General features: G+C 47.5%; 14 protein-coding genes and 4 pseudogenes. 6 read left to right on the forward strand and 12 right to left on the reverse strand.

The window, feature by feature from the left end:
* Position 1: 1 nt before the first annotated feature.
* The 4 genes from F3H13_RS02660 to F3H13_RS02675 all read left to right on the forward strand — a co-directional run bounded on the left by F3H13_RS02660 (position 2) and on the right by F3H13_RS02675 (position 4244).
* On the forward strand, positions 2-1024 hold the full coding sequence (locus F3H13_RS02660; RefSeq protein WP_149797494.1) for a polysaccharide biosynthesis protein: 1023 nt from the start codon (positions 2-4) through the stop codon (positions 1022-1024).
* On the forward strand, positions 1017-1973 hold the full coding sequence (locus F3H13_RS02665) for a dTDP-glucose 4,6-dehydratase (RefSeq protein WP_149797495.1): 957 nt from the start codon (positions 1017-1019) through the stop codon (positions 1971-1973). The genes F3H13_RS02660 and F3H13_RS02665 overlap by 8 nt, the downstream gene beginning before the upstream one ends.
* On the forward strand, positions 1966-3156 hold the full coding sequence (locus F3H13_RS02670; RefSeq protein WP_149797496.1) for a DegT/DnrJ/EryC1/StrS family aminotransferase: 1191 nt from the start codon (positions 1966-1968) through the stop codon (positions 3154-3156). Before F3H13_RS02665 ends, F3H13_RS02670 begins: the two co-directional genes overlap by 8 nt.
* 89 nt (positions 3157-3245) lie before the next feature.
* The gene (locus F3H13_RS02675) at positions 3246-4244 is read left to right on the forward strand and encodes an N-acetylneuraminate synthase family protein (protein WP_223174360.1); all 999 of its coding nucleotides are present in this window, start codon (positions 3246-3248) and stop codon (positions 4242-4244) included.
* On the opposite strand, the gene F3H13_RS02680 is transcribed toward F3H13_RS02675, so the two are convergent.
* The 3 genes from F3H13_RS02680 to F3H13_RS02690 are packed head-to-tail and all read right to left on the reverse strand — an operon-like array spanning position 4245 to position 6684.
* On the reverse strand, positions 4245-4922 hold the full coding sequence (locus tag F3H13_RS02680) for a formyltransferase family protein (protein WP_149797498.1): 678 nt from the start codon (positions 4920-4922) through the stop codon (positions 4245-4247).
* The gene (locus F3H13_RS02685) at positions 4919-5935 is read right to left on the reverse strand and encodes a PseG/SpsG family protein (RefSeq protein WP_149797499.1); all 1017 of its coding nucleotides are present in this window, start codon (positions 5933-5935) and stop codon (positions 4919-4921) included. Before F3H13_RS02685 ends, F3H13_RS02680 begins: the two co-directional genes overlap by 4 nt.
* A complete protein-coding gene (locus F3H13_RS02690) occupies positions 5935-6684 on the reverse strand; it encodes a cytidylyltransferase domain-containing protein (RefSeq protein WP_149797500.1) in 750 nt (249 codons plus the stop codon). The genes F3H13_RS02685 and F3H13_RS02690 overlap by 1 nt, the downstream gene beginning before the upstream one ends.
* Positions 6685-6836: 152 nt before the next feature.
* On the opposite strand from F3H13_RS02690, the gene F3H13_RS02695 reads away from it, so the two are divergent.
* Positions 6837-7994 carry a polysaccharide pyruvyl transferase family protein gene (locus F3H13_RS02695; protein WP_149797501.1) on the forward strand — a complete coding sequence of 386 codons (1158 nt, stop codon included), beginning with the start codon at positions 6837-6839 and terminating at the stop codon, positions 7992-7994.
* 301 nt (positions 7995-8295) lie between these two features.
* Here F3H13_RS02695 and F3H13_RS02700 read toward each other — a convergent pair.
* The 8 genes and pseudogenes from F3H13_RS02700 to F3H13_RS02730 all read right to left on the reverse strand — a co-directional run bounded on the left by F3H13_RS02700 (position 8296) and on the right by F3H13_RS02730 (position 16505).
* Positions 8296-8937, reverse strand: a pseudogene (locus F3H13_RS02700) (IS6 family transposase).
* A gap of 94 nt (positions 8938-9031) precedes the next feature.
* On the reverse strand, positions 9032-10345 hold the full coding sequence (locus F3H13_RS02705; protein ID WP_149797502.1) for a hypothetical protein: 1314 nt from the start codon (positions 10343-10345) through the stop codon (positions 9032-9034).
* Between the two features lie 187 nt (positions 10346-10532).
* Positions 10533-10816, reverse strand: a pseudogene (locus F3H13_RS16690) (IS6 family transposase); the annotation flags it as partial.
* A 108-nt stretch (positions 10817-10924) separates the two neighbouring features.
* Positions 10925-12352 (reverse strand): hypothetical protein, encoded by a 1428-nt coding sequence (locus F3H13_RS02715; protein WP_223174361.1) that lies wholly within the window; start codon positions 12350-12352, stop codon positions 10925-10927.
* Between the two features lie 405 nt (positions 12353-12757).
* Positions 12758-13230, reverse strand: a pseudogene (locus F3H13_RS16695) (IS6 family transposase); the annotation flags it as partial.
* Between the two features lie 31 nt (positions 13231-13261).
* Positions 13262-14038, reverse strand: a pseudogene (locus tag F3H13_RS02720) (IS5 family transposase).
* 376 nt (positions 14039-14414) lie between these two features.
* Positions 14415-15290 (reverse strand): glycosyltransferase, encoded by an 876-nt coding sequence (locus F3H13_RS02725; protein WP_149797503.1) that lies wholly within the window; start codon positions 15288-15290, stop codon positions 14415-14417.
* A gap of 162 nt (positions 15291-15452) precedes the next feature.
* Positions 15453-16505: a glycosyltransferase family 4 protein gene (locus F3H13_RS02730; protein WP_149797504.1), complete on the reverse strand. Its 1053-nt coding sequence runs from the start codon at positions 16503-16505 to the stop codon at positions 15453-15455.
* A 183-nt stretch (positions 16506-16688) separates the two neighbouring features.
* Here F3H13_RS02730 and F3H13_RS02735 point away from each other — a divergent pair, with 183 nt between their 5' ends.
* Entirely contained in the window at positions 16689-17945 is a 1257-nt protein-coding gene (locus F3H13_RS02735) for a polysaccharide pyruvyl transferase family protein (protein ID WP_149797505.1), read from the forward strand.
* Here F3H13_RS02735 and F3H13_RS02740 read toward each other — a convergent pair.
* Positions 17942-19477: an alginate lyase family protein gene (locus F3H13_RS02740; protein WP_188127980.1), complete on the reverse strand. Its 1536-nt coding sequence runs from the start codon at positions 19475-19477 to the stop codon at positions 17942-17944. The genes F3H13_RS02735 and F3H13_RS02740 overlap by 4 nt on opposite strands.
* Between the last annotated feature and the right edge of the window lie 236 nt (positions 19478-19713).

Here is a 19713-nt window from a genome sequence, read left to right on the forward strand (position 1 = left end):
GATGATTGACGGAAACACCGTACTCCTAACCGGTGGAGCGGGATCAGTCGGTCGATCCCTCGTTCCACGGTTACTTGATCAAGACCCTCAGACTCTCCGTATTCTTGATAACAGCGAACCCGGATTGGCATCGTTAAAATCAGAGATTTCAGACGATCGCTGTCGGTTCTTCGCTGGAAATATCCGAGATAGTGACCGCCTCTCACGGGCGATGTCCGGCGTGGATGTGGTTATCCACACGGCCGCTATGAAACATGTCGATATCTGTGAATACAATCCGTTTGAGGCCGTAAAGACGAACACACTTGGTCTCCAAAACGTCGTCGACGCAGCTATTGACGCGAATGTCGATCGGCTTGTCTTCACGAGCAGCGATAAAGCGGTACACCCAGCCAATACAATGGGAACCACGAAGCTGCTCAGCGAAAAACTCGTCACGGCCGGAAATATCTACAGCGGCGAAAACGATATTGATCTCACATCCGTTCGATTTGGAAACGTCATCAACTCGTCACAATCGGTAACCCCAATCTTTACCGAACAGATCCGTGAGGGTGGGCCAGTCACTCTGACAGACGAACAGATGACGCGGTTTTTCCTCACGTATGACGACGTATTCGAACTCGTCACCGGAGCTGCGGAAAAAACGGCCGGCGGCGAGGTGTTCGTTTATAAAATGCCAGCCATCCGAATTCCGGACCTAGCGGATGCAATGATCGAAACACTCGCACCACAGTTCGGATATGACCCGAGCGATATTGGGATTGAGGTTATCGGGCGTCGGCCAGGTGAGACGTTCCACGAGGAGATTATGACCGACCGTGAGTCGCTGCGAGCCTACGAGAACGGATCGATGTACGCAATTCTCCCAGAAGCAACTGAAACCCGGACACCTGATCCACCAGAAGGGTTTGAAGAAGCAGATGATATCGTGCTGTCCTCGAAGAACGCAGAGAAGCTATCGAAAAGCGAAATTGTCTCACTCCTAGAGACGAATGGTTCCATGGAGGCGAATAATGAGTGAAACAGTCGCCGTCACTGGTGCCGCGGGATTCATCGGCCGGTGGGTCGTCGCGGAACTTCTTGATCGAGGACACACAGTTCACGGGCTCGATAACTTCTCAAACGGCTCTGAACGAAACATCAAGGAGTTCAGAGATAACGATAGGTTCCACATCTACGAGGGAGATGTTCGATCCCGCAAAGACGTCGATCAGCTCTTTCAACACGACGTGGATGCGTGTATCCACCTCGCCGCCGAGATCGATGTCCAAGAAAGTCTAGAAGATCCGGAGTCACATTTCGAAGCGAACGTAGTCGGTACCCAGAATGTACTCGAAGCGTGCCGAGAAAACGACACACGACTCGGACTCGTCGGAACCTGTATGGTGTACGACATGGTCGACTCGGAGGCCGGAATTAGCGAGGGACACCCAACGAAGCCGGCCTCACCGTACGCCGGATCGAAGTTGGCTGCCGAGAATCTAGCGGAGGGGTACTACCACGGATACGACCTCCCAGTCACGATATTGCGCCCGTTTAATACATACGGTCCGTATCAAAAGACTGGAATGGCGGGTGGGGTGGTATCGATCTTCACCAGCCGTGACATCCGAAGAGAGCCGCTGAAAATTTTCGGTGACGGGACTCAAACGAGAGACCTGTTGTACGCGACCGACTGTGCTCGCTTCATCGTCGAAGGAACGTTCAGTGACGACACAGTTGGTGAGGTTCTCAATGCGGGGACGGGAAGCGACGTGTCGATCAACGAACTCGCGGAACTGATCGCCACTGAGGGAACGGAAATCACGCACGTAGAGCACCACCATCCGCAAAGCGAAGTCCGAAAATTACTCTGTGATCCGACAAAGGCGAAGAAGGTACTCAACTGGGAAGCGGAAGTCACGCTTGAAGAAGGCGTCTCTCGGCTACGCACATGGCTCCGAGATCGTCAGGAAACAAATCATGAGTAAAAAAGTACCTGCTCACTACGGGGGCAAACCTGTTCGCGAGGACGTCCTCGGCTACGGCTCACAAAGCATCACCGAGAATGAAAAGGAAGCAGTCGTAGAGGCGTTGGACGGAGATTACATTACACGGGGTCCTACAGTTGAACGGTTCGAGGAACGTGTGGCAGATCTCGTCGGTGTCAAGCATGCGGTGGCGACGACCTCGGGAACGACCGCTCTCCATCTAGCAGGCCAGGCGGCCGGCTTTGATGACGGCGACGAGGTGATCACGACACCGCTCACGTTTGTATCGACCGCACACGTGGCCACGTACTGTGGGGCGACACCGGTCTTTGCCGACATCGATCCCCATCTGCGGTCACTTGACCCGGACGCAGTCCGCGAGCAAGTAACTGAAAATACAGAGGGAATCGTCCCGATGCACTACGGCGGACAGCCGGCGGACATCGAGGGGCTGCTGGAGGTCGCTGATGAACACGATCTGACCGTTATTTGGGACGCGTGTCACGCCTTCGGTGGGAGCTGGAACGGTGAGCCGATCGGCGCGCAACGAGACATGGTGATGTTCAGCTTCCACCCGGTGAAGAACATTACCACCGGAGAAGGCGGTATGGTCGTCACGGATGACGACGAACTCGCAGAGAGGCTCCGGCGACTCCGGTCGTTCGACATGAATTACTCGCCGGACGGTCACAACCAAGAGCCGTGGTATCAGGTGACCGAAGGCCTCGGCTACAACTACAACGTTACCGACATTCAAGCCGCGCTAGGACTCGCTCAACTCGATCGGTTAGCGGAGTTCAAGCAGCGACGTGACGAGATTATCGCCCGCTACGATGAAGCGTTCTCTGAGTTAGAGGGAATTCGGACGCCACCGGAGCCTGTCAACTCCGACCCGATGTACCACCTGTATGCCGTGGAGATCGGTGAGGAATTCGGCTGTGATCGGAGAGAGGTAGTCAACGCACTTCACGCCGAGAACATCGGTGTACAGGTCCACTACGTGCCGCTTCACTACCATCCGTATTTCCAAGAGGAGTTTGGGTACGAGCGCGGTGAATTCCCACAGTCGGAATCCGTGTACGACGGATTGGTGAGTCTTCCGCTACACGCAGAGATGGATGAGAAAGACGTTGAAGACGTAATCTCGGCCGTCGAAACACTTCACGCGTACCACGCCAAGTAGGTGCGTTTATCCGATTTCCGCACCGATCAAGACTCATGAATTCGTTCGAAATAGACGATCGTCTCGTCGGACCGGGAGAGCCGACGTTCGTGATCGCGGAGGCGGGATCGAATCATAACGGGGACCTCAATACCGCGAAGGAACTCATCGACGTCGCTGCCGATGCTGGGGCCGACGCGGTGAAGTTCCAGACGTTCCGCGCCGAGGACCTGTACGTCGAAAAGAGCGGCGAGGTCGAGTATCTCGATGACGACCGGAGCATCTACGAGATCATCGAGTCGATGGAGATGCCCTACGAGTGGATCCCCGAACTACACGACTACTGTCTCGATTGTGGGATCCAGTTCATGTCGACACCGTTCGACGAGCGATCCGCCGTGGAACTCGCCGAGTACGTTCCCGCGTGGAAGGTCGCGTCGTACACGAGCAGCCACATCCCGTTTCTCGAACACCTCGCGGACACCGACAAGCCAATCATCATGTCCACGGGCGCTCACGAGTTAGATGAGGTTGCGGAATCGGTGACCGCACTCCGCGAGGCAGGAGCTTCTGAACTCGTCCTATTACAGTGTGTCGCCGCGTATCCGACGCCGATCTCCGAGATCAACGTCGGCGTCGTCGAGACGCTTCGAGAGGAGTTCGACGTTCCCACGGGGCTTTCGGACCACACGCTCAACCCCGTGACCGCGCCGTCGGCCGCTGCCGCCCTCGGCGCTTGCGTCATCGAGAAGCACTTCACGCTCGATAAATCGATGGAGGGTCCCGACCACGAGTTCGCTCTCGAACCCGACGAACTAGACGAGATGGTGACCGCGATTCGCGATACGGAAGCCGCGCTCGGTTCGGGTGAAAAACGTGTGCTGGAAGTCGAACGAGAACTCCACGAGAAGGCGCGCCGCGCGGTTCACGCGGTCAAAGATGTCGAAGCGGGCGAGAAGCTGACGGAAGAAGATATAAAAGTGCTACGTCCGGGAGAACAGGAGTCGGGGCTCCATCCGAAGTTCTACGATGAACTCGTCGGCACAACTGTCGTGCGTGACATCTCACGGGGAGAGGGAATCGACTGGGACGACGTAAACCAGAGCTGATCACTCTCGCCGTATCTCGACGTCGATATAATACGTCTCGCCGTCCACTTCGATCTTCGCGTTGTCGTAGGGCGGGAAAGTTAGCGCGCGGAGTCGATCCAGAAACTTCTTCGCCTGTACCGTCTCCTCACCGTCGATTTCGCAGAGTTCCTCGAACTCATCGGTGCGATGGTACGTCCCCTCGTCTTGCTCTTGCTCAGTGAGTGAGACATTCCCGCCCACTACGTCCGGCCAAGTCTGTTTGAACAGCTCGACCTGGGTATCCTCGAGTCGTTGATAGAGATCCTTGCCCGTGTCAGAAAAGTTCGTTTCGACCTCGCGGCGGGCAACGATGTCGCCGGTGTCGAGAGTCGAATCCATGTAATGGAGTGTCACGCCCGCAGGCGTCCCCTCGACGATGCTCCAGACGTTCGGATTCGCTCCGCGGTTGTACGGGAGGTACGCCGGATGGAGGTTCAAACAGCCCATCTCCGGAACGTCGAGGATTGATTCTGGTACGATATGGCGGTAACCACACGAAACCACGAGATCGGGTTTCACCTCTTCGATCACGGTCAGTTGTTCCTCCGTCGTTAAGAGAGCACGAACGAACACCTCGGAACGATCACAGAGCCACTCGTACACTCGCATGCCGGCGTCGTTCACGCCGAGAAAGACGACCTCAATCTCGTTGCTCATGCGTTTCGGTTGGAATCACCGGCGGAAAGGACTTTCCGGAGCACGCGATCCACGCCGCGGCCGTCGACGAGGTCGCGTCCGGTTTCACGTCGTTTCCGTCGGAGAGATCGATCACTCACGTAGTCGCCGATAGCGTCAGAAAACGCGTCCACACCAGCGGTGTCTTCCAGTACGGTCGCAGAGTCGTGTTCACGAAGCGCATCCGCGATCAGTTGCTGGTTGTCAACGACGGGGAGATTTATAATCGGCGTACCGAGTGCGAGCAGTTCGTAGGAAGTCGTACTGGCAGTGGTCACCGCGAAGTCAGCCTGAAACATGCGCTCCGGAAGATCGTCAGGATCACGAACGACACGGACATCCGCACTCACGTTGTCAGCAACCTTTCTGATAGTGTCCTCCTGCTCAACTGAAAATCCGGGTCCGACGACAGCATCCACACGGAGATCAAACCCATCAAAGGCCCGAATCACCGTCGGAGTCAGCTCCGCAATATCGCTCCCACCCATCGTGACGATCGCCCGAGTAGGTGTTTCACGCTGCGGTGGATCCATCGAAGCGTACTCTACAATCGCCTGCCGGAGGAGGAGGAACTTCGGGCCGAGACACCACGTCGGCTCCGCACCGATGGTATCGTACTCCAAGCGGGGTGCGTAGAGATTTCCATTCACGAGTACGTCAGCGGCGACCCGATGGCGAGTGTCATCAGCGATGACGACGAGCAGGGAGACCTCCCAAAGCTGCTCTTGGTACGTCCCGTCCGCAAGGTACGAGTCCACGACGGTGACATCCGCGTGATCGCGAATTAACTCTCGGACTGGCCCAGGATCCTCTCTAGAAGGGATATTTACCGTATTCACACCGGGTGGGCAGACTTCTCGGACGTGTTCCGGTGTCGTCGTTGCGTACGTGACCTCATGGCCGCGATCAAGAAGTTCGCTCGCGAGTGCGCCGGTTCTGACTAGGTGCCCGTAGCCTATTTCCGGGCCACCATCGGCACGCACGACGATATCCATCAGTGTGATTTCTGCTCAACGCCGGCGTTTAATTCCATTAGATCGTTCTCATCGACGTAGCGTATCGCTTCTCTGATTGGGAGAACGTCGTCGAATGGGACGTTCCCGTAGATCGTCCGCAGTACCTCGTAATCGTCTGCTTCGTCGAGGGTTAAACGAAGGTCTCCGCGGTTCTGGAACTGGGGCTCATCGAATACGTCCTCAGATCTGACGCTTTCCGTGGAGAACAGGTCCTCCTGCTCCCGATAATAGGGAGTCACGTGTTCGCGGTGGTGTGGCTCGGTCGCCTCCTCGTGTACCCGCTCGAAACTCTCGAAGGTGAACGCCTCGACGTCGAGACCGCGAGGGAAAGTGCGCTCGAAGATGTTGGCCGCGTATTGTGTGTCGCCGTTAAGGGCTTCTTGGACGACTGTATCGATCGCCACCGGATCAATGAGGGGACAGTCTCCAGTAATGCGGACAATAACGTCAGCGTTTGTGGAGCAGGCAGCATCATGGATCCGTCCGAGAACGTCCGATTCGCTACCACGAAACACGTCCGCTCCGGACCGAGCCGCGTACCTCGCGACAATGTCGTCTGCCGTCCGTTTCGAGGTTGCGACCATCGTCTTCGTCACGTATTCAGTCGATCTTACACGTTGGATCGTGTGTGAAAGGGCATGCTCCGTAGCCAATGGAAGCATGACTTTCCCAGGAAGGCGGGTCGAACCCATCCGAGCTTGAATAATTGCGACGACTTGCTGTTTCATTATATCAAAACATCATCTGGTGGTGTGAATGTTTTGTGATAGTGGTCTATCCATGAGCTACCATAACTCAACACCAGAGGAGTGGATATCAAATGATAACTATGTAATAGAGACCGATATAATAAATACCCTTCAACGGTGAAATCGATATAATGTATACGATCCTATCGACGTATCCTCCTCACGCTAGCGGTAACGTTGGCGATAAACTACTAGAAGAGCAAGTTCAAAATCTAATACAAAAAGAGACGGGCGTTAATGAGTTCAATATACTTCACCGAAAACAAGATCTTTCTTCTCAAGTAGACAAAATAAACGAATCAGACGCCATTATTCTCCCAGCTTTTGCAATTCGGGAGCCGATTCATCCAAATACATACTCTCTGACAGAAGATTTAGATTCGATCGAAGTTCCAATAATACCACTCGCAGCGAACTGGTCACACTATCCGGGAGATCAAATCGATAATGAATCACTAGAATACAAGCCAGAAACTGTCTCGTTCATTCGTCACTTAGATAATCAACCTACACTCGATCGGCTCACGACTCGGGATATATTCACAAAACGAATCTTGGAACGACACGGATTCAATGACGTGACTTTAGTTGGTGACCTCGGGTGGTACCATGATGATTATCTGGGAGAGCCGATGCGTACTCCGGATTCCATCGATCACATCGTGATGACGACTCCCCATAACGCTCACTACCTCGAACAGGCGGAAGCGTTGATGGACATGCTCATCTCCGAATTCCCGGATGCCAGAATAACCTGCTCGTTCCACAGTTCTCTATCGGCCTCAGACAAGGAAATACGAACGCGAGCAAAAGAGCGTGGATTCGATATCGTACTGGCAAGCCATGATACAGATAACATCGAGTTCTATGACGACTGTGACCTCCACGTTGGATATCGGCTCCACGGCCACATCAGCTTCCTTCGACGCCGCCTACCATCGGTTTTGATCGGAGAGGACGGCCGTGGAAACGGATTTAATGCGACACTCGGTGTCGGTGATTTCCAGGCAACGAAGCGTCGACTCAGTTACCGATCTGGCTCGCTGGTTAATCGTTTTGCTAGCACGCTACCAGGTGCGGGAATCCGGCAGATCCTCGAGACGACTCGATATACGAATCCATTCAAGAGGATCATCGCACCTGCGGATATGAACGTCCCGAATCGGATCCAGAAGTTCCTCCACGAACAGATAGAAAATGATTTCTCAGATTATGACGCCGTTCCCAAGCTTTTCGACAGCACTTATGAAAATTCGATGAAACCATTCCTGAAAACACTTCCTCGTTGATTCTAGAACTAACATCGATTACGGGGGCATCAATCTTACTGCTTTCATGCTGAAGACGACAGTTAGGAACCTCCTCATAGACTTTTCTAGCTATAAATTCTGATCAATAAAATGAGGATACATTATAAGAGAGATCAGTTACTGGGTGTGTATGAAGTGTTTACCAACACACGAGTATGCCCCTTCTCTCGAGGAGTACCACGATGGTATCCCGCCTGATTGGCGACAATCAACGTTTCTTTGGGAGCAGTACAGTAGATCGCCTCGTCCTCGTCGTAGAACACGGCATCAATCAGTCCCGTTAAGTTTGGCGTGAATTGTGGTAGACGGCGACGGCTTCGAGCCAGTTTTGAGCTGTCTCGAGCGCGACATTGCTAAAACTATTCGCAAACGATGATGTTCGTCGTTCTATTTCCCAAAAGACACGTTCGATAGCATTCCGATTTCCATGTTGAATGACTTGAAATCGATAACCGTCTTCAGCGAGAACAGATCCAAGATAGTCCGCGTCATCGACGAGAAATTCGACGTTATCGAGCTGATAGCGCCGGTGTAGCTCGGTCAGAAACCATCGCGTCGTCTGTTTATTTGCGGTCAGAGAGAGAGGCTTAATATGGAGGATCTCGTTCGTATTCGGATCAACCGCACCGTACAGCCAGAACTTCTGGCCGTGGAGGCGGATCATCTTTTCGTCAACCGCAAGCTGATCCTCGGAGACGGTTGAGATCGGCTGTAGATCGGCTTTATGAACCCAGTTATGGATAGCGACGTGACTCCGTTTGATCCCATATTGTTCAAAAAATTTACTCACCTCTCAGAGTGATATACCAGTCAAATGACAGCGAATTCCCTCTTCAATCGCCCAGCGTGGAGTCCGATCTCGCTCCACAAACGACAAGTCGATCCACGCGATACCTTCGCTGAGGCGTTCGATTTCAGCCATAAGCACTCTGAAGTCGAACGCCTCATCCTCTAACTTTACGCGACCTTACAGCCTTCACCGCTCTACATAATGCGACGCTCTAACCATGATACCGTTAGTGAATATCAGATACAAACCCGCCAAAAGCGATCCACCAAAAGATCATCTGAGGAGTATTGATTGGATAGGGCCCAATCTTACCACCAACTGCTAATCCAGTAAATATAGTACCAGTTAGAATAACGCCCAAAGCAAATCGGGTTGGTGATGTAGGTTGCCGGATCTCTTGGATAGTCCCACGAGAAACAGTCCAGCAGATATAAATCAAGAAACAACCTAATAGGATACCGTATTGAATCATAAATTCAAATAGAAAATTATGTGGTCTTGTCAGCATACTTCTTGGTGAGCCTATTGAATTAGTGATCTCCATTTCAGCGCGCGTATATTCTCCCCATGGGTTTGGTCCCCATCCAAAGAAGGACTGTAAATTACTTGTTAACAATTGAATTGAATCAAAATACAAGGCAATTCTATTTGATATTAAATTGTTTAGACTTTCTAGTAGTGGCCTCACGGTTTGATAATCTTTAATCAGATACAATCCTGTCCAGAGAAAAAGTGGTGAAAATACAACCAGAGGTAAAATTGATTCATTAGATGTCTTCTGTAACAACATAACGATAACAAAAAATATTGGTAAAACAAATCCTGCTCTCCCAGAGCCGGTTAACCAGTAAATGGTAATCAATTGAGTAAATAGTATGTATGAAGATAAGAGATACAATTTTGACAATTTTGAATTTAATTTCACATAATAGACATATGAGAGTATAAGACCGACAGATGTAATCGAGTATATGCCGCGTTCTCCAAAGAAACCAAAAGAATTCAACTCAATAGATGAATTACTAAATCTCACTTCCGGCGAGACATAACCATCATACAGTGGGAAGGCCATATCGAATCCAGATAGTGGTGTAAATGTGATTATTAGTGAATATAATGTAACGATAGTTAACCAAATAGTGAAAGTATGAAATATAATTTTTAGACTATTTTTGTTTTGATAAAAATAAATGACTGTTACGCAACCAAAAGCAATAATTAACGAATCTGTCAAAAATCCATAAGCGAATATTCCTAGCCCAACAAGTACCGCCGCACTAAGTAGATATATCCATGGAAGTACAATTTTGTGATCTCGTAATTGTGCGTACGTTTGGTATAAAATAAACAACACCATCAGCACTTTCCAAACATTTCGAATTGATCTGGGATGTACGCCAGGTATCCAGCGAATTGTAGTTAGTACAATCAGAATTTGGAGGATAATTAGATTAAAATTAATATATTCTCTCAAATTTTCTAGTTTGACGTTCGGCAAAGGCTTGGTTAGACGGCTTATTGAGTACATATTTTTTGACATAGATATATTCTCCTTCTTTTCTACAGTATATACATTTGTCGAAGGGCGTCAACTTAGCGTGAAAGGTGCGGTCAAAAAAAGTAGTTGATGAGCTGAGGTTTCTTGCTCGCGTGGTTGCTATAGAGCGCGAGCAAAAAATATATTCACATGTGGATATAATTGGGGGAAACTCTACTAAAGGGTCGCGTTAAGCTTGGCGTGAATTGTGGTATACGGTGAGGGCTTCAAGCCAATTTTGAGCTGTACATGGCGCGATAGTGCTGAAACGATTCGCGAACGATGATGTTCGTCATTTTATTTCTCAAAGGACATGTTCAATGGCATTACGATTTCCATGACGGATCACTCGAAACCGATAGCCATCCTCAGCGATGACAGATTCGATATATCTACGTCATCGACGAGAAATTCTACGGTATTCTGTTGGTAACGCCAGTGTAGATCGGTCAGAAACCATCGCGTCGTCTGTCGCTCCATAAACGACAAGTCGACCCCATGCGGTATCTTCGCTGAGTCGCTCAATTTCGGTCATAAGCACCCAGAAGTCGAGCTCCTCATCCACCATCCTTACGCGGCTGTTCAGTTCTGAATTATAGACCTATTTGTTGTTCCGTAGTCCTGGATGTATTTTAGTTCATCAATAATATTTTGAGTAGCATTTGATTTAAAAAATATCTCACGGTTGAATTTTTTTGTGTTTTTAGAATGTAGAGCAGCGTTTAGGTCCTGAATTGTTTTAATTGAGGTGGCAATATTTTTGTCGATCAGTGGTTGGAGAATATCTGTATTCTCGGTTTCAAACACAAATGTATCTAAGTCAAAACAAAGGCCTTCATAGACAGCGGTCGATCCAACTCCAATTTGTGCTGTTGAATCTGTAAAAAGTTGATAAAGTGGTGGTTTAGACTCATCAATAACTCGTATATCGGATTCTACGAGCCAAGGATACTCTTTTTGCCACCTTTCGTACTCACCTGGATGAAGCTTGTAGACAACTTTGTGATCGATCCGATCATCTTCATGAACTTTAACAGCGAATTGCGAAAGTTTATCACCGATAGTTCCCTGTGAAATAAATAAGAGTTGTTTGGAGCGTCCTATGTCATCGTACATTTTAAGTCGTTGCTCAAGATATGGGTAGCCAACTGCTTTCACACGGTTCCCGGGTATCGGAAAAGACACATTTTTGCTCCAAAATTCCCCGAATGTCAAGATATAGTCCGGGAAAGTAGACTTATTCTCATCATTTGGATAATTATATCCAAAGTGATGGTCATAAATCACACCATGTTGAAGTTCGACAACTGGGATCCCTAATCGTTTACATGCTTCAATAAACGTTTCTTTCCCGTACGAAACGACCACAACAACTACATCCGGATTGATCCGATCCAACAGTCGTTCGTACAGCGGAAGGATAGTATTCCGAACGTGTAGTGATTGTCGTACTTTTGAAATAAGGTCAATATCTAAGTCAAACCGAGATTTGATCTCCTCTTCAGCCTCTTGAAGACGAGAGATGATGTCAGTAGGTATTGATGGAGTGCGGATACCAAGTCTTCGTTGGAGTGTCCCAGTATATCGAATAGGATCCAAATAGCGGAGATACTGAGTTTTAGCGGGATTGTGATGAGACATGAGGTGTGGAGATTCCACATGTATGTAATCAAATTCGTTCTGTTCATGAATCGGATCACAATAAATATCCCACCAGTAGCCATCTTCTTCAAGCTTCCTGCGTTGATGTCCGTAAAAAAGGAAGTCATGTTCGTCGGCAAAATATGGGTTTTTGTAGATCGAATATTTTAACCAGAGAGAAAGTCCTTTAAGATGTGAATTTATTCCGGCACCATGGTGTGTATGGGCTTGGCCTTGTCCCTTTTTACGAGTTATTTCCCGAAAGGTTCGAAATCGGATCCGTTCCCAGATTGGAATTTGTTCAACCTTTATTGAGTATAGGTCACAGTCCTTCTCAAAAGATTTGAACAGATCAGCCTCAGTGTTCATTAGCCAATTTCTGAGTAAGTTAATTATAAATAAAAGAGTACCTATTTGCCGCTATTATTTAGATCAAAAACTAAAATACATCAATTGAACACAACAAATATCATGAATAAGTAAGTATATTAGTTAGAGTTGCGGCGCTATAAAACTGGTAGAGCTGTAAGCCAGAATGTGATTGGGTCGACGGCGCCCTAGGTAGAGAAATCGCTGAAGATCTCTCAATTTATTACTAAGAGTTTAAGCGATAGTTGTACTAAGCGACAGTCATTTTACACCACAGATGGATATCTCTATTTACGCTACCGCCGCTCCATTTTATCATTATCTTCCGTTATAATATAATATTAGAAATTCTGTAATCAAACTATAAAATGCTTCAACAGTGCCTTATATCAAATAGACGTTGAGTTAACTTTGGCGTGAACTGTGGTAGATCGCGAGGGATTCGAGCCAGTCTTGAGTTATCTCTAACGCGACATTGCTGAAACGATTCGCGAAAGATAATATTCGTCATTTCATTTCTAAAAAATACGTTCGATGTAATTCCGATTTCTATGATAGATCACTCGAAATCGATAGCCATCCTCAGGGAGAACAGATCCGATATATCTGCGTCATCGACGAGAAATTCTACGGTATTCAGTTCATAGCGCTGGTGTAGCTCGATCAAAAACCATCGTGTCGTCTGTTTATTTACGATCGGATAGAAATTCACGTGAAAGATTTTGTTCGAATACGGATCAACTGCGCACCCTAAATCTGTAACTTCTGTCCATGATTACGGATTTTTCTACAACCGCAAGTTGGTCCTTAGAGACAACCTATCTTGACGGTAAGTCAGCTTTATGAACCCAGTTGTGAATAGCGATGTGACTCCGATCTGCTTTGTTGAATCCGATGACGGTGTCGAGGTCACTGTTTGAATACTTGTTCGAGGTTGTAGACTGCGGCGGTCAACACCAGCTCACGGAACTCGCGGTACCATGCGCGAGAGTGAACAGCGGGGCCGAACTGACGCTTGATGGCCGAAAAGGCGGTCTCGGCCATCCAGCGCTGGCCGTATAATTCGCTGTCCAGCCGGGCGTTGTGTGCGTGATCGTACGCAGCAAACAGCCGATGACGCAGCAAGGACCGAACGGAGGGCGTCCCGGAACGATTGGTCGTCATAGCCTTTGTCGCCGGCGATACTTTCTATTTTCTTAGTGTTACGAAGAGCGACTCGACGGCCAGTTTGCGTGTCGTGAGGCCGGTGTGCCGAGCAGTAAATATCGAGGACGGTACACGAGTCTGTATCAACTAGGGCCGTCGTTTTCAGCGTGCGTATGTGGCGATCCGAGAGGTGTTGGTAGTGTCTCGATGACGTTCGCGGTCGAAGAACGTGGTATCGATGGCACCGTGCGAGCCCGGATCGCAGATGTTCGCGGGCTCACGAAGGAAGCCGCGCCACACCGACATGGGCACCCTCTCGAACGACCGGTACAGCGTTGAGGGTGCGGGAAATGCCGTCCGCCCCAGCTGTAACAGACCACGAACGCGATCCATCTCACTCGCCCAGTCCACGATTTCGCGGTACGTCGCATCCATGTGGACCCGCAAAAAGTGGAGCGTCACATGCTTCCATCCGGGAAATCCGTGGCCAGTCGGATCACTCACCGCCGTTGGACTGGCGGCACAGCGCTTTTGAGCCAGCGACGCGGCTTGCTTAAAAGTAGAAGAGTAGGTTAGTCACATTCGACTCTTCCGCTTCGCTACTACCTTCAGAGCGACGCTATCCCGCCGCCTTCTGCGGATTCAACAGAGCACTCCGATCAATTTCGTATACCTCGAAAAATGAAGTTGCCTCGCGTAGTAGCATAGCGGCCAAGTGACAACAGAACCCTATTTTAATCGACCTGCGCAGCGTTCGATCTCCTCTACAAACAACAACTTGATCCATGCGATACTATCGCTGAGTGGGTCAAATCCTGCCATAGACGCTTAGAACTCGTCCGCTTCATCTTCTAACTCAACGCAACTCAAATACAATTATGTATTACTAAATATGGATTGTATCTTTGAATAGGATCTATAACGAGATACGATTGATGATCTCTGATAGTGAGTAATTATTCCATTTTGTCTTGATCAGATCTGCCATATTATAAATGTCCCCCGAATTAAGTATATACAAAATCATGAATTTTATGGAGATATCATTGATGCTAGTGATGTCAAGTGGCCAGTCCGTTCTCGATATTACTCGACTCTCTAATTTGCTATTAATACAGTCATCTATCTTGTCGTATCCTACAGGGTGACGTCCGTGAATAATTTTAACCTTATCATGAACTTCTGCAATTTTTGGTAATCGGTAATTATATTCTCTTGGTAAGGGAAGAAGTTGGATGTCACTCTCAAATAAAGCCTTTCTAAAAGATGGTTGGTTTCTTTCAAATTCGTCCTGTTTTTCATATAGTTTATTCCACTTGGTTAAAAAATCACATATTTTGGTTGATTTTCTAAAAACAAGAACACCAGTATTAAATTCACAAAAAGATTCTGGAACAGAGTTAGATTTTTCAGAACACACGTTAGAATCAATTTTTTTAATGTCTTTGTAGGGGATACCAGTTCCAATATTAAAAGAACAACCAAGGTCAAATTGTTCTATTGAATCAAACAGATCTGTTATAGGAGATGTTACATATGTATCTGTATCTAGAAATATGGTTTTATTGTATGGTAATTGTGATGGAGATAATACAGAATCGCCCATATTATATTTTGGATTGTCAATAACCCTACATTCGTCAAAAACATTATTGCTGATTTTTTTATCAGATATGAGAGTAATATCTACATTATTATGTTTCAAAACGCTTTCGGCAGATTTCTTTGCTTCATTAATATACTTATCACCAGTAGCAATATAAACAATACCTTCAGAGTCATTCTGTTTCATCGTTATAATAGTGGAGCAGTTATAGATATATACCCTTTGGTATTCTACAAATTAGGGTCTGTTTGAGCATAATCAGACTAGAGCTCAGACATATAAAGCAATATCAACTGTTAATTCACCAGCTGAATACAACCCGGAATATTCAGAGTAATACTAACTATTTCAATGATTGTTTAGTAAATAATCTGAAATAATACTTTCGTATTGTGTGAATCCTTGAGATAATGAGAATAGATCTACGGAACGCTTTCGACTCTGTATGGAATATTCATTGCGTCGTTCTTGATCCTTCCATACTGAATCCATCGTATCCTGAAATTCATTTATATCCGTAGCAGAAGTATACGCCACCGTATCTCCACAAACTTCTGGAACTGACCCGTTTGGGGTAGTTATTATCGGAGTCCCACAGCTGAGTGCCTCGAGAATCGCCATTCCAAATCCTTCATGAAGCGTTGGAAGGACTGCTGCTCGTGCCCCTCGAAGAGCGTCTATTTTATCATCAATTTCCGCGTTTAACATAAAATGTACTTGATCAGTAATGTCCAATTCCTCAGTCTTACGGACCAACCTATTATATCCACCTCGATCGATCCCTAACATGACAATATTCGAGACTACATCCGAATTTGCGATAACTTCCAGTAGAAACTCGAGTCTCTTTCTTTTTATATGGTTGTCATTGAGTGAGGAGATCGTGATCACGTAGTCTTCTTGCTCAACTGACGATGGCAATGATGTAGGAACCCCAGGCGAAAATTTTTCTGTATCTATAAAATGGTGTAGTACATCAGGCCTTATCCCAGCTATTTCTTCGACATCTGATGCCAAGTACTCAGAGGTAACGAACGTTTGAGTTGCTAATTGGAGGCTGAGGCGGGTTAGCGACTGTTTCCATTTTGGTTTCTCAAGATAGTAGTTATCGATCTCATTGTCAGATCGTAGAACTACCTCGGATCCACCCGTAAACAGAATCGAAGGAGATCGGGCGATCTTGGAAGCGAGTATAGGAAAGATACCCGAGGTAGCCCATCGTACGAAGTATAAATCAGAAGTGAGAGACAAATCAGTTGGAGTCGTACTTATTTTTAATTGATATCCTAATTCGTTCGATAGCTGCTCTAATATCTCCAGTTCATATTTGTAATGGGTTGCTTTTTCTAGTGTATTTGGATCGGCATTGTGCGCATAATATTCGAGAACTTGAGCCGTCATTGTTGTTTCTGAATAGTGTAGCTATATAATGGTATCCGTTAAGAGGAAGCAAAGGGAATTGAAGACATGGCTGCTTACGTATTATCTCAGGAGATTTTGTCTGGATTAATTGGTTCATTCTGACCGCGATCTCGAACTGATTCGATCAATGCTTTTAATTTTGTAGAGATTGCCAGCACAATCATGAGTTCGATATCGCTTGCTTGGGGCTATGGCTGCCGAAATGCGGGCGATATGGCTATTAATTATGGTTTCTTAGATTTTTTAGATCAAAGCTTCCGAGATTCAAAGATAGAAATTATTTCTCGATATGCTCCAAATCAGCCAGAAATACGAGAGACGAGAGATCGATTGGCCGAAAGAGGATACGAATTCGATTTATTGGGAGGCCCGATCCATTATAATCCAAAAAACCAATCGAGAGTAGAGAAAATATCTGCGTTGTCAGGTGATAGTCTGAGATATACATCTGATATACTCAGACTAGATGACATTGATGACCGCTTCGGATCCGAAATGGCTTCCTCAATCCAGGATTCCGAATTGCTATTGTTCAATGGAGGAAACCTGATCCACCACAGTCCACACAGAGGATTCCTCCCGTACGTTCTAGCGATCATGTATCCATTAGTGGTGGCTCGACGCAATAAGACACCGTATGCTCTCTTACCTCAAACGATATTCAATCTTGAAGGTCCGTATGAACCGATACTCACATCTGTATTGAATGGAGCCGAATTTATTTGGACAAGAGATGATCGAACATATGAATATTTGAAACAAAAAGCGTCGATCTCAACACCGGTACACAGAGGGTTGGACATCGGGTTTGTCGGCTGTCGTCAGTACGAGAAGAGCAGTGAAGACAGCGCGAAAGGAAATCATATCGCAGTCGTACCCCGATTTTCTGAACTCGGAGACACCGGCAATATACAGAACACGGATCTCAGTTCCGTAGAAACTAGTCTAAAACGGTACATACAAACAGTCGTTGACGATGGGGATTCGGTTTCGATCGTCGTACAAACGAACTCCGAGAAAGAATGGGTCAACAACAATATGTCCTTTTTACAGTCAACAGGAGTTGACATATTCGAATCATTCGACCAAGATGAATTGTGTTCGTTCTATGCGAAATGTGATCTACTGGTAACTATGCGATTACATGCGGGGATTTTTGGATTAACACAAGGTACACCGACGATCGGAGTGTATCGAGAGGAGTGGGGACCAAAGATACCGGGGACGTGGGAGGCACTAGACATATCCGCGTACGCCAAATCATGGGACGAGATAAGTGTGAATACTCTACATGATCTTACTTTATCTGCCCTAGAACAGAGGAACGTCCTTAGAAAGCGAATTCTTGAAAATATAGATGAGCGAACAACGGAGATGACTAACAAGCTAGAACACAGTATGAGAGAGGTACTAGACTAGTCACGCCGGTCAGTGTGAATCTTCCAAGTGAGTTCAGATCCCTCAGAACCAACCATCACGAGTGCGTCTCTCGTGATTTCCTGACCATATCTTGGATAATAGAGTGCGTCAACGACGGAGATGTGATCGTGTCCAGTTGGTGTAATCGAAAGGAGCTGACTACCACTTGAATCCAATATACGGAATTGATTGTTCTCCGTTTTCACACTTAGATCTGGATGGAGATGTAATCGGCTTCGAACTGGAGATCGATCAGTATCGATACGATCAGTAACAATCCAAGTGTTTTGGCTCAATCTAATATCACGGTAGTGATGATATCGAGGACAGCCAACCGTGTTAACTGAATACGCGATCTCGAAGTGATTCGTTGCCTCGTTAAACGAAACCCTCGGATCGACGGTTCCCCACATCCAGAAAGACGATGCCATCCGAATTGGCTCTTGCTCATCGACTTGGACAGTGTTGTGACTCTGGATACTGCGAGCACGCTGGCGATGAGGCCCAGCAGAATATTCAAACACGCCTGTATCGGTAAGGACTCGCTGGTTACCGATCCATAAACAGACCTGTCCCGGATGAATATGAGCATGGCCAGGGAGATGTGGGATCGCCACTTCGTGTCCAGCAACGAGCATCCGGTCATCATCGGTTCCGAGCCAATAATACCCGGAATCAGTTAGTGAAGAGAATAGGTGGTTACCTGCCCGTTTTTGAACTAGATCTAAAACAGGGATCGATCGGGCATACTGTAGGATCGATGAAAGTGGAAGCGCTTCATCAAATACAGAGTCATTCAGTAGTGGGATCTGGTTATCTGGTGGTTGGAGGTGTTCCACAAATCGAACACCATCTGCCGCCGTTTCTCGAATAATTCGAGAGCCCTCATTTAACTGTTCTAACAGATCTACAGCAGTCAGAAATCGCTGGCAGACTATCAAGTGATACATCGGGCTGCGTTCAATATGCCCTCCGTCTTCGAAGAACTGGTTCTTAGCAGTCTGTTCAAATATCCGGACACCGAGTTGTCGCCACGTTTTCTCCTGAAAGTAGGTTCCTGCCACAACAAGACCCGCAGCGTTCTCGATAAGATGATTCCCTCCCACACCATATTCGACATTATCAGCAAGGAACTGTGCGTTCTTATGAATGAACCGGTTGATCTTCTCTCGAAACTCCTCGTCAAGGTGTTCTTCAAACAGAGTGACGTATCGAGTCCAGTTCAGTATTCGGAGAGAGACAGAGTGTGGCATCCAGTATCGACGCAGATAGCGGGTGTCAGATGCAATAGGGTGGTCACCCATCCAATCATCGAGCCATGCTTGATGAACTCCGAAATCGCTATTAGGAATCTCAGAGGGATGATAAGAGGACAACCAGATCGGCTTGAGATGTTCGAATCCCCAGCACTTGAGTTGCCAGTGAGATGATTGGTCTAACACCGCAGGTGCGTCTACCGATATAGACCGTCCATCTTCGAATGAGATCGTTTTATTGAGAAACGAAATATCACCACCGATGGTTGCTTCCATCTGTCTTTGAAAACTTTCACGCTTGTCAGAAGTACTCTCTTGGATCCGGATCGTATTCTTTCGTATCGCTTCAGAACAAACTGTGAACTCGTCAGGGATAGATTTCTCATATCGGCGATCAACATCAACTGGCAATCGAGGGAAAACCGCAGATTTGATCGTGCGAGTCGCGATTCCGAAAAGCTGTCTCGGTTGTTTGTTGAGTGCGGTCCCGGTGAGCGTCAAGTAATCCGTCA

Source organism: Halorubrum xinjiangense (assembly GCF_900102375.1).
In the GTDB taxonomy this organism is placed as follows: domain Archaea; phylum Halobacteriota; class Halobacteria; order Halobacteriales; family Haloferacaceae; genus Halorubrum; species Halorubrum xinjiangense.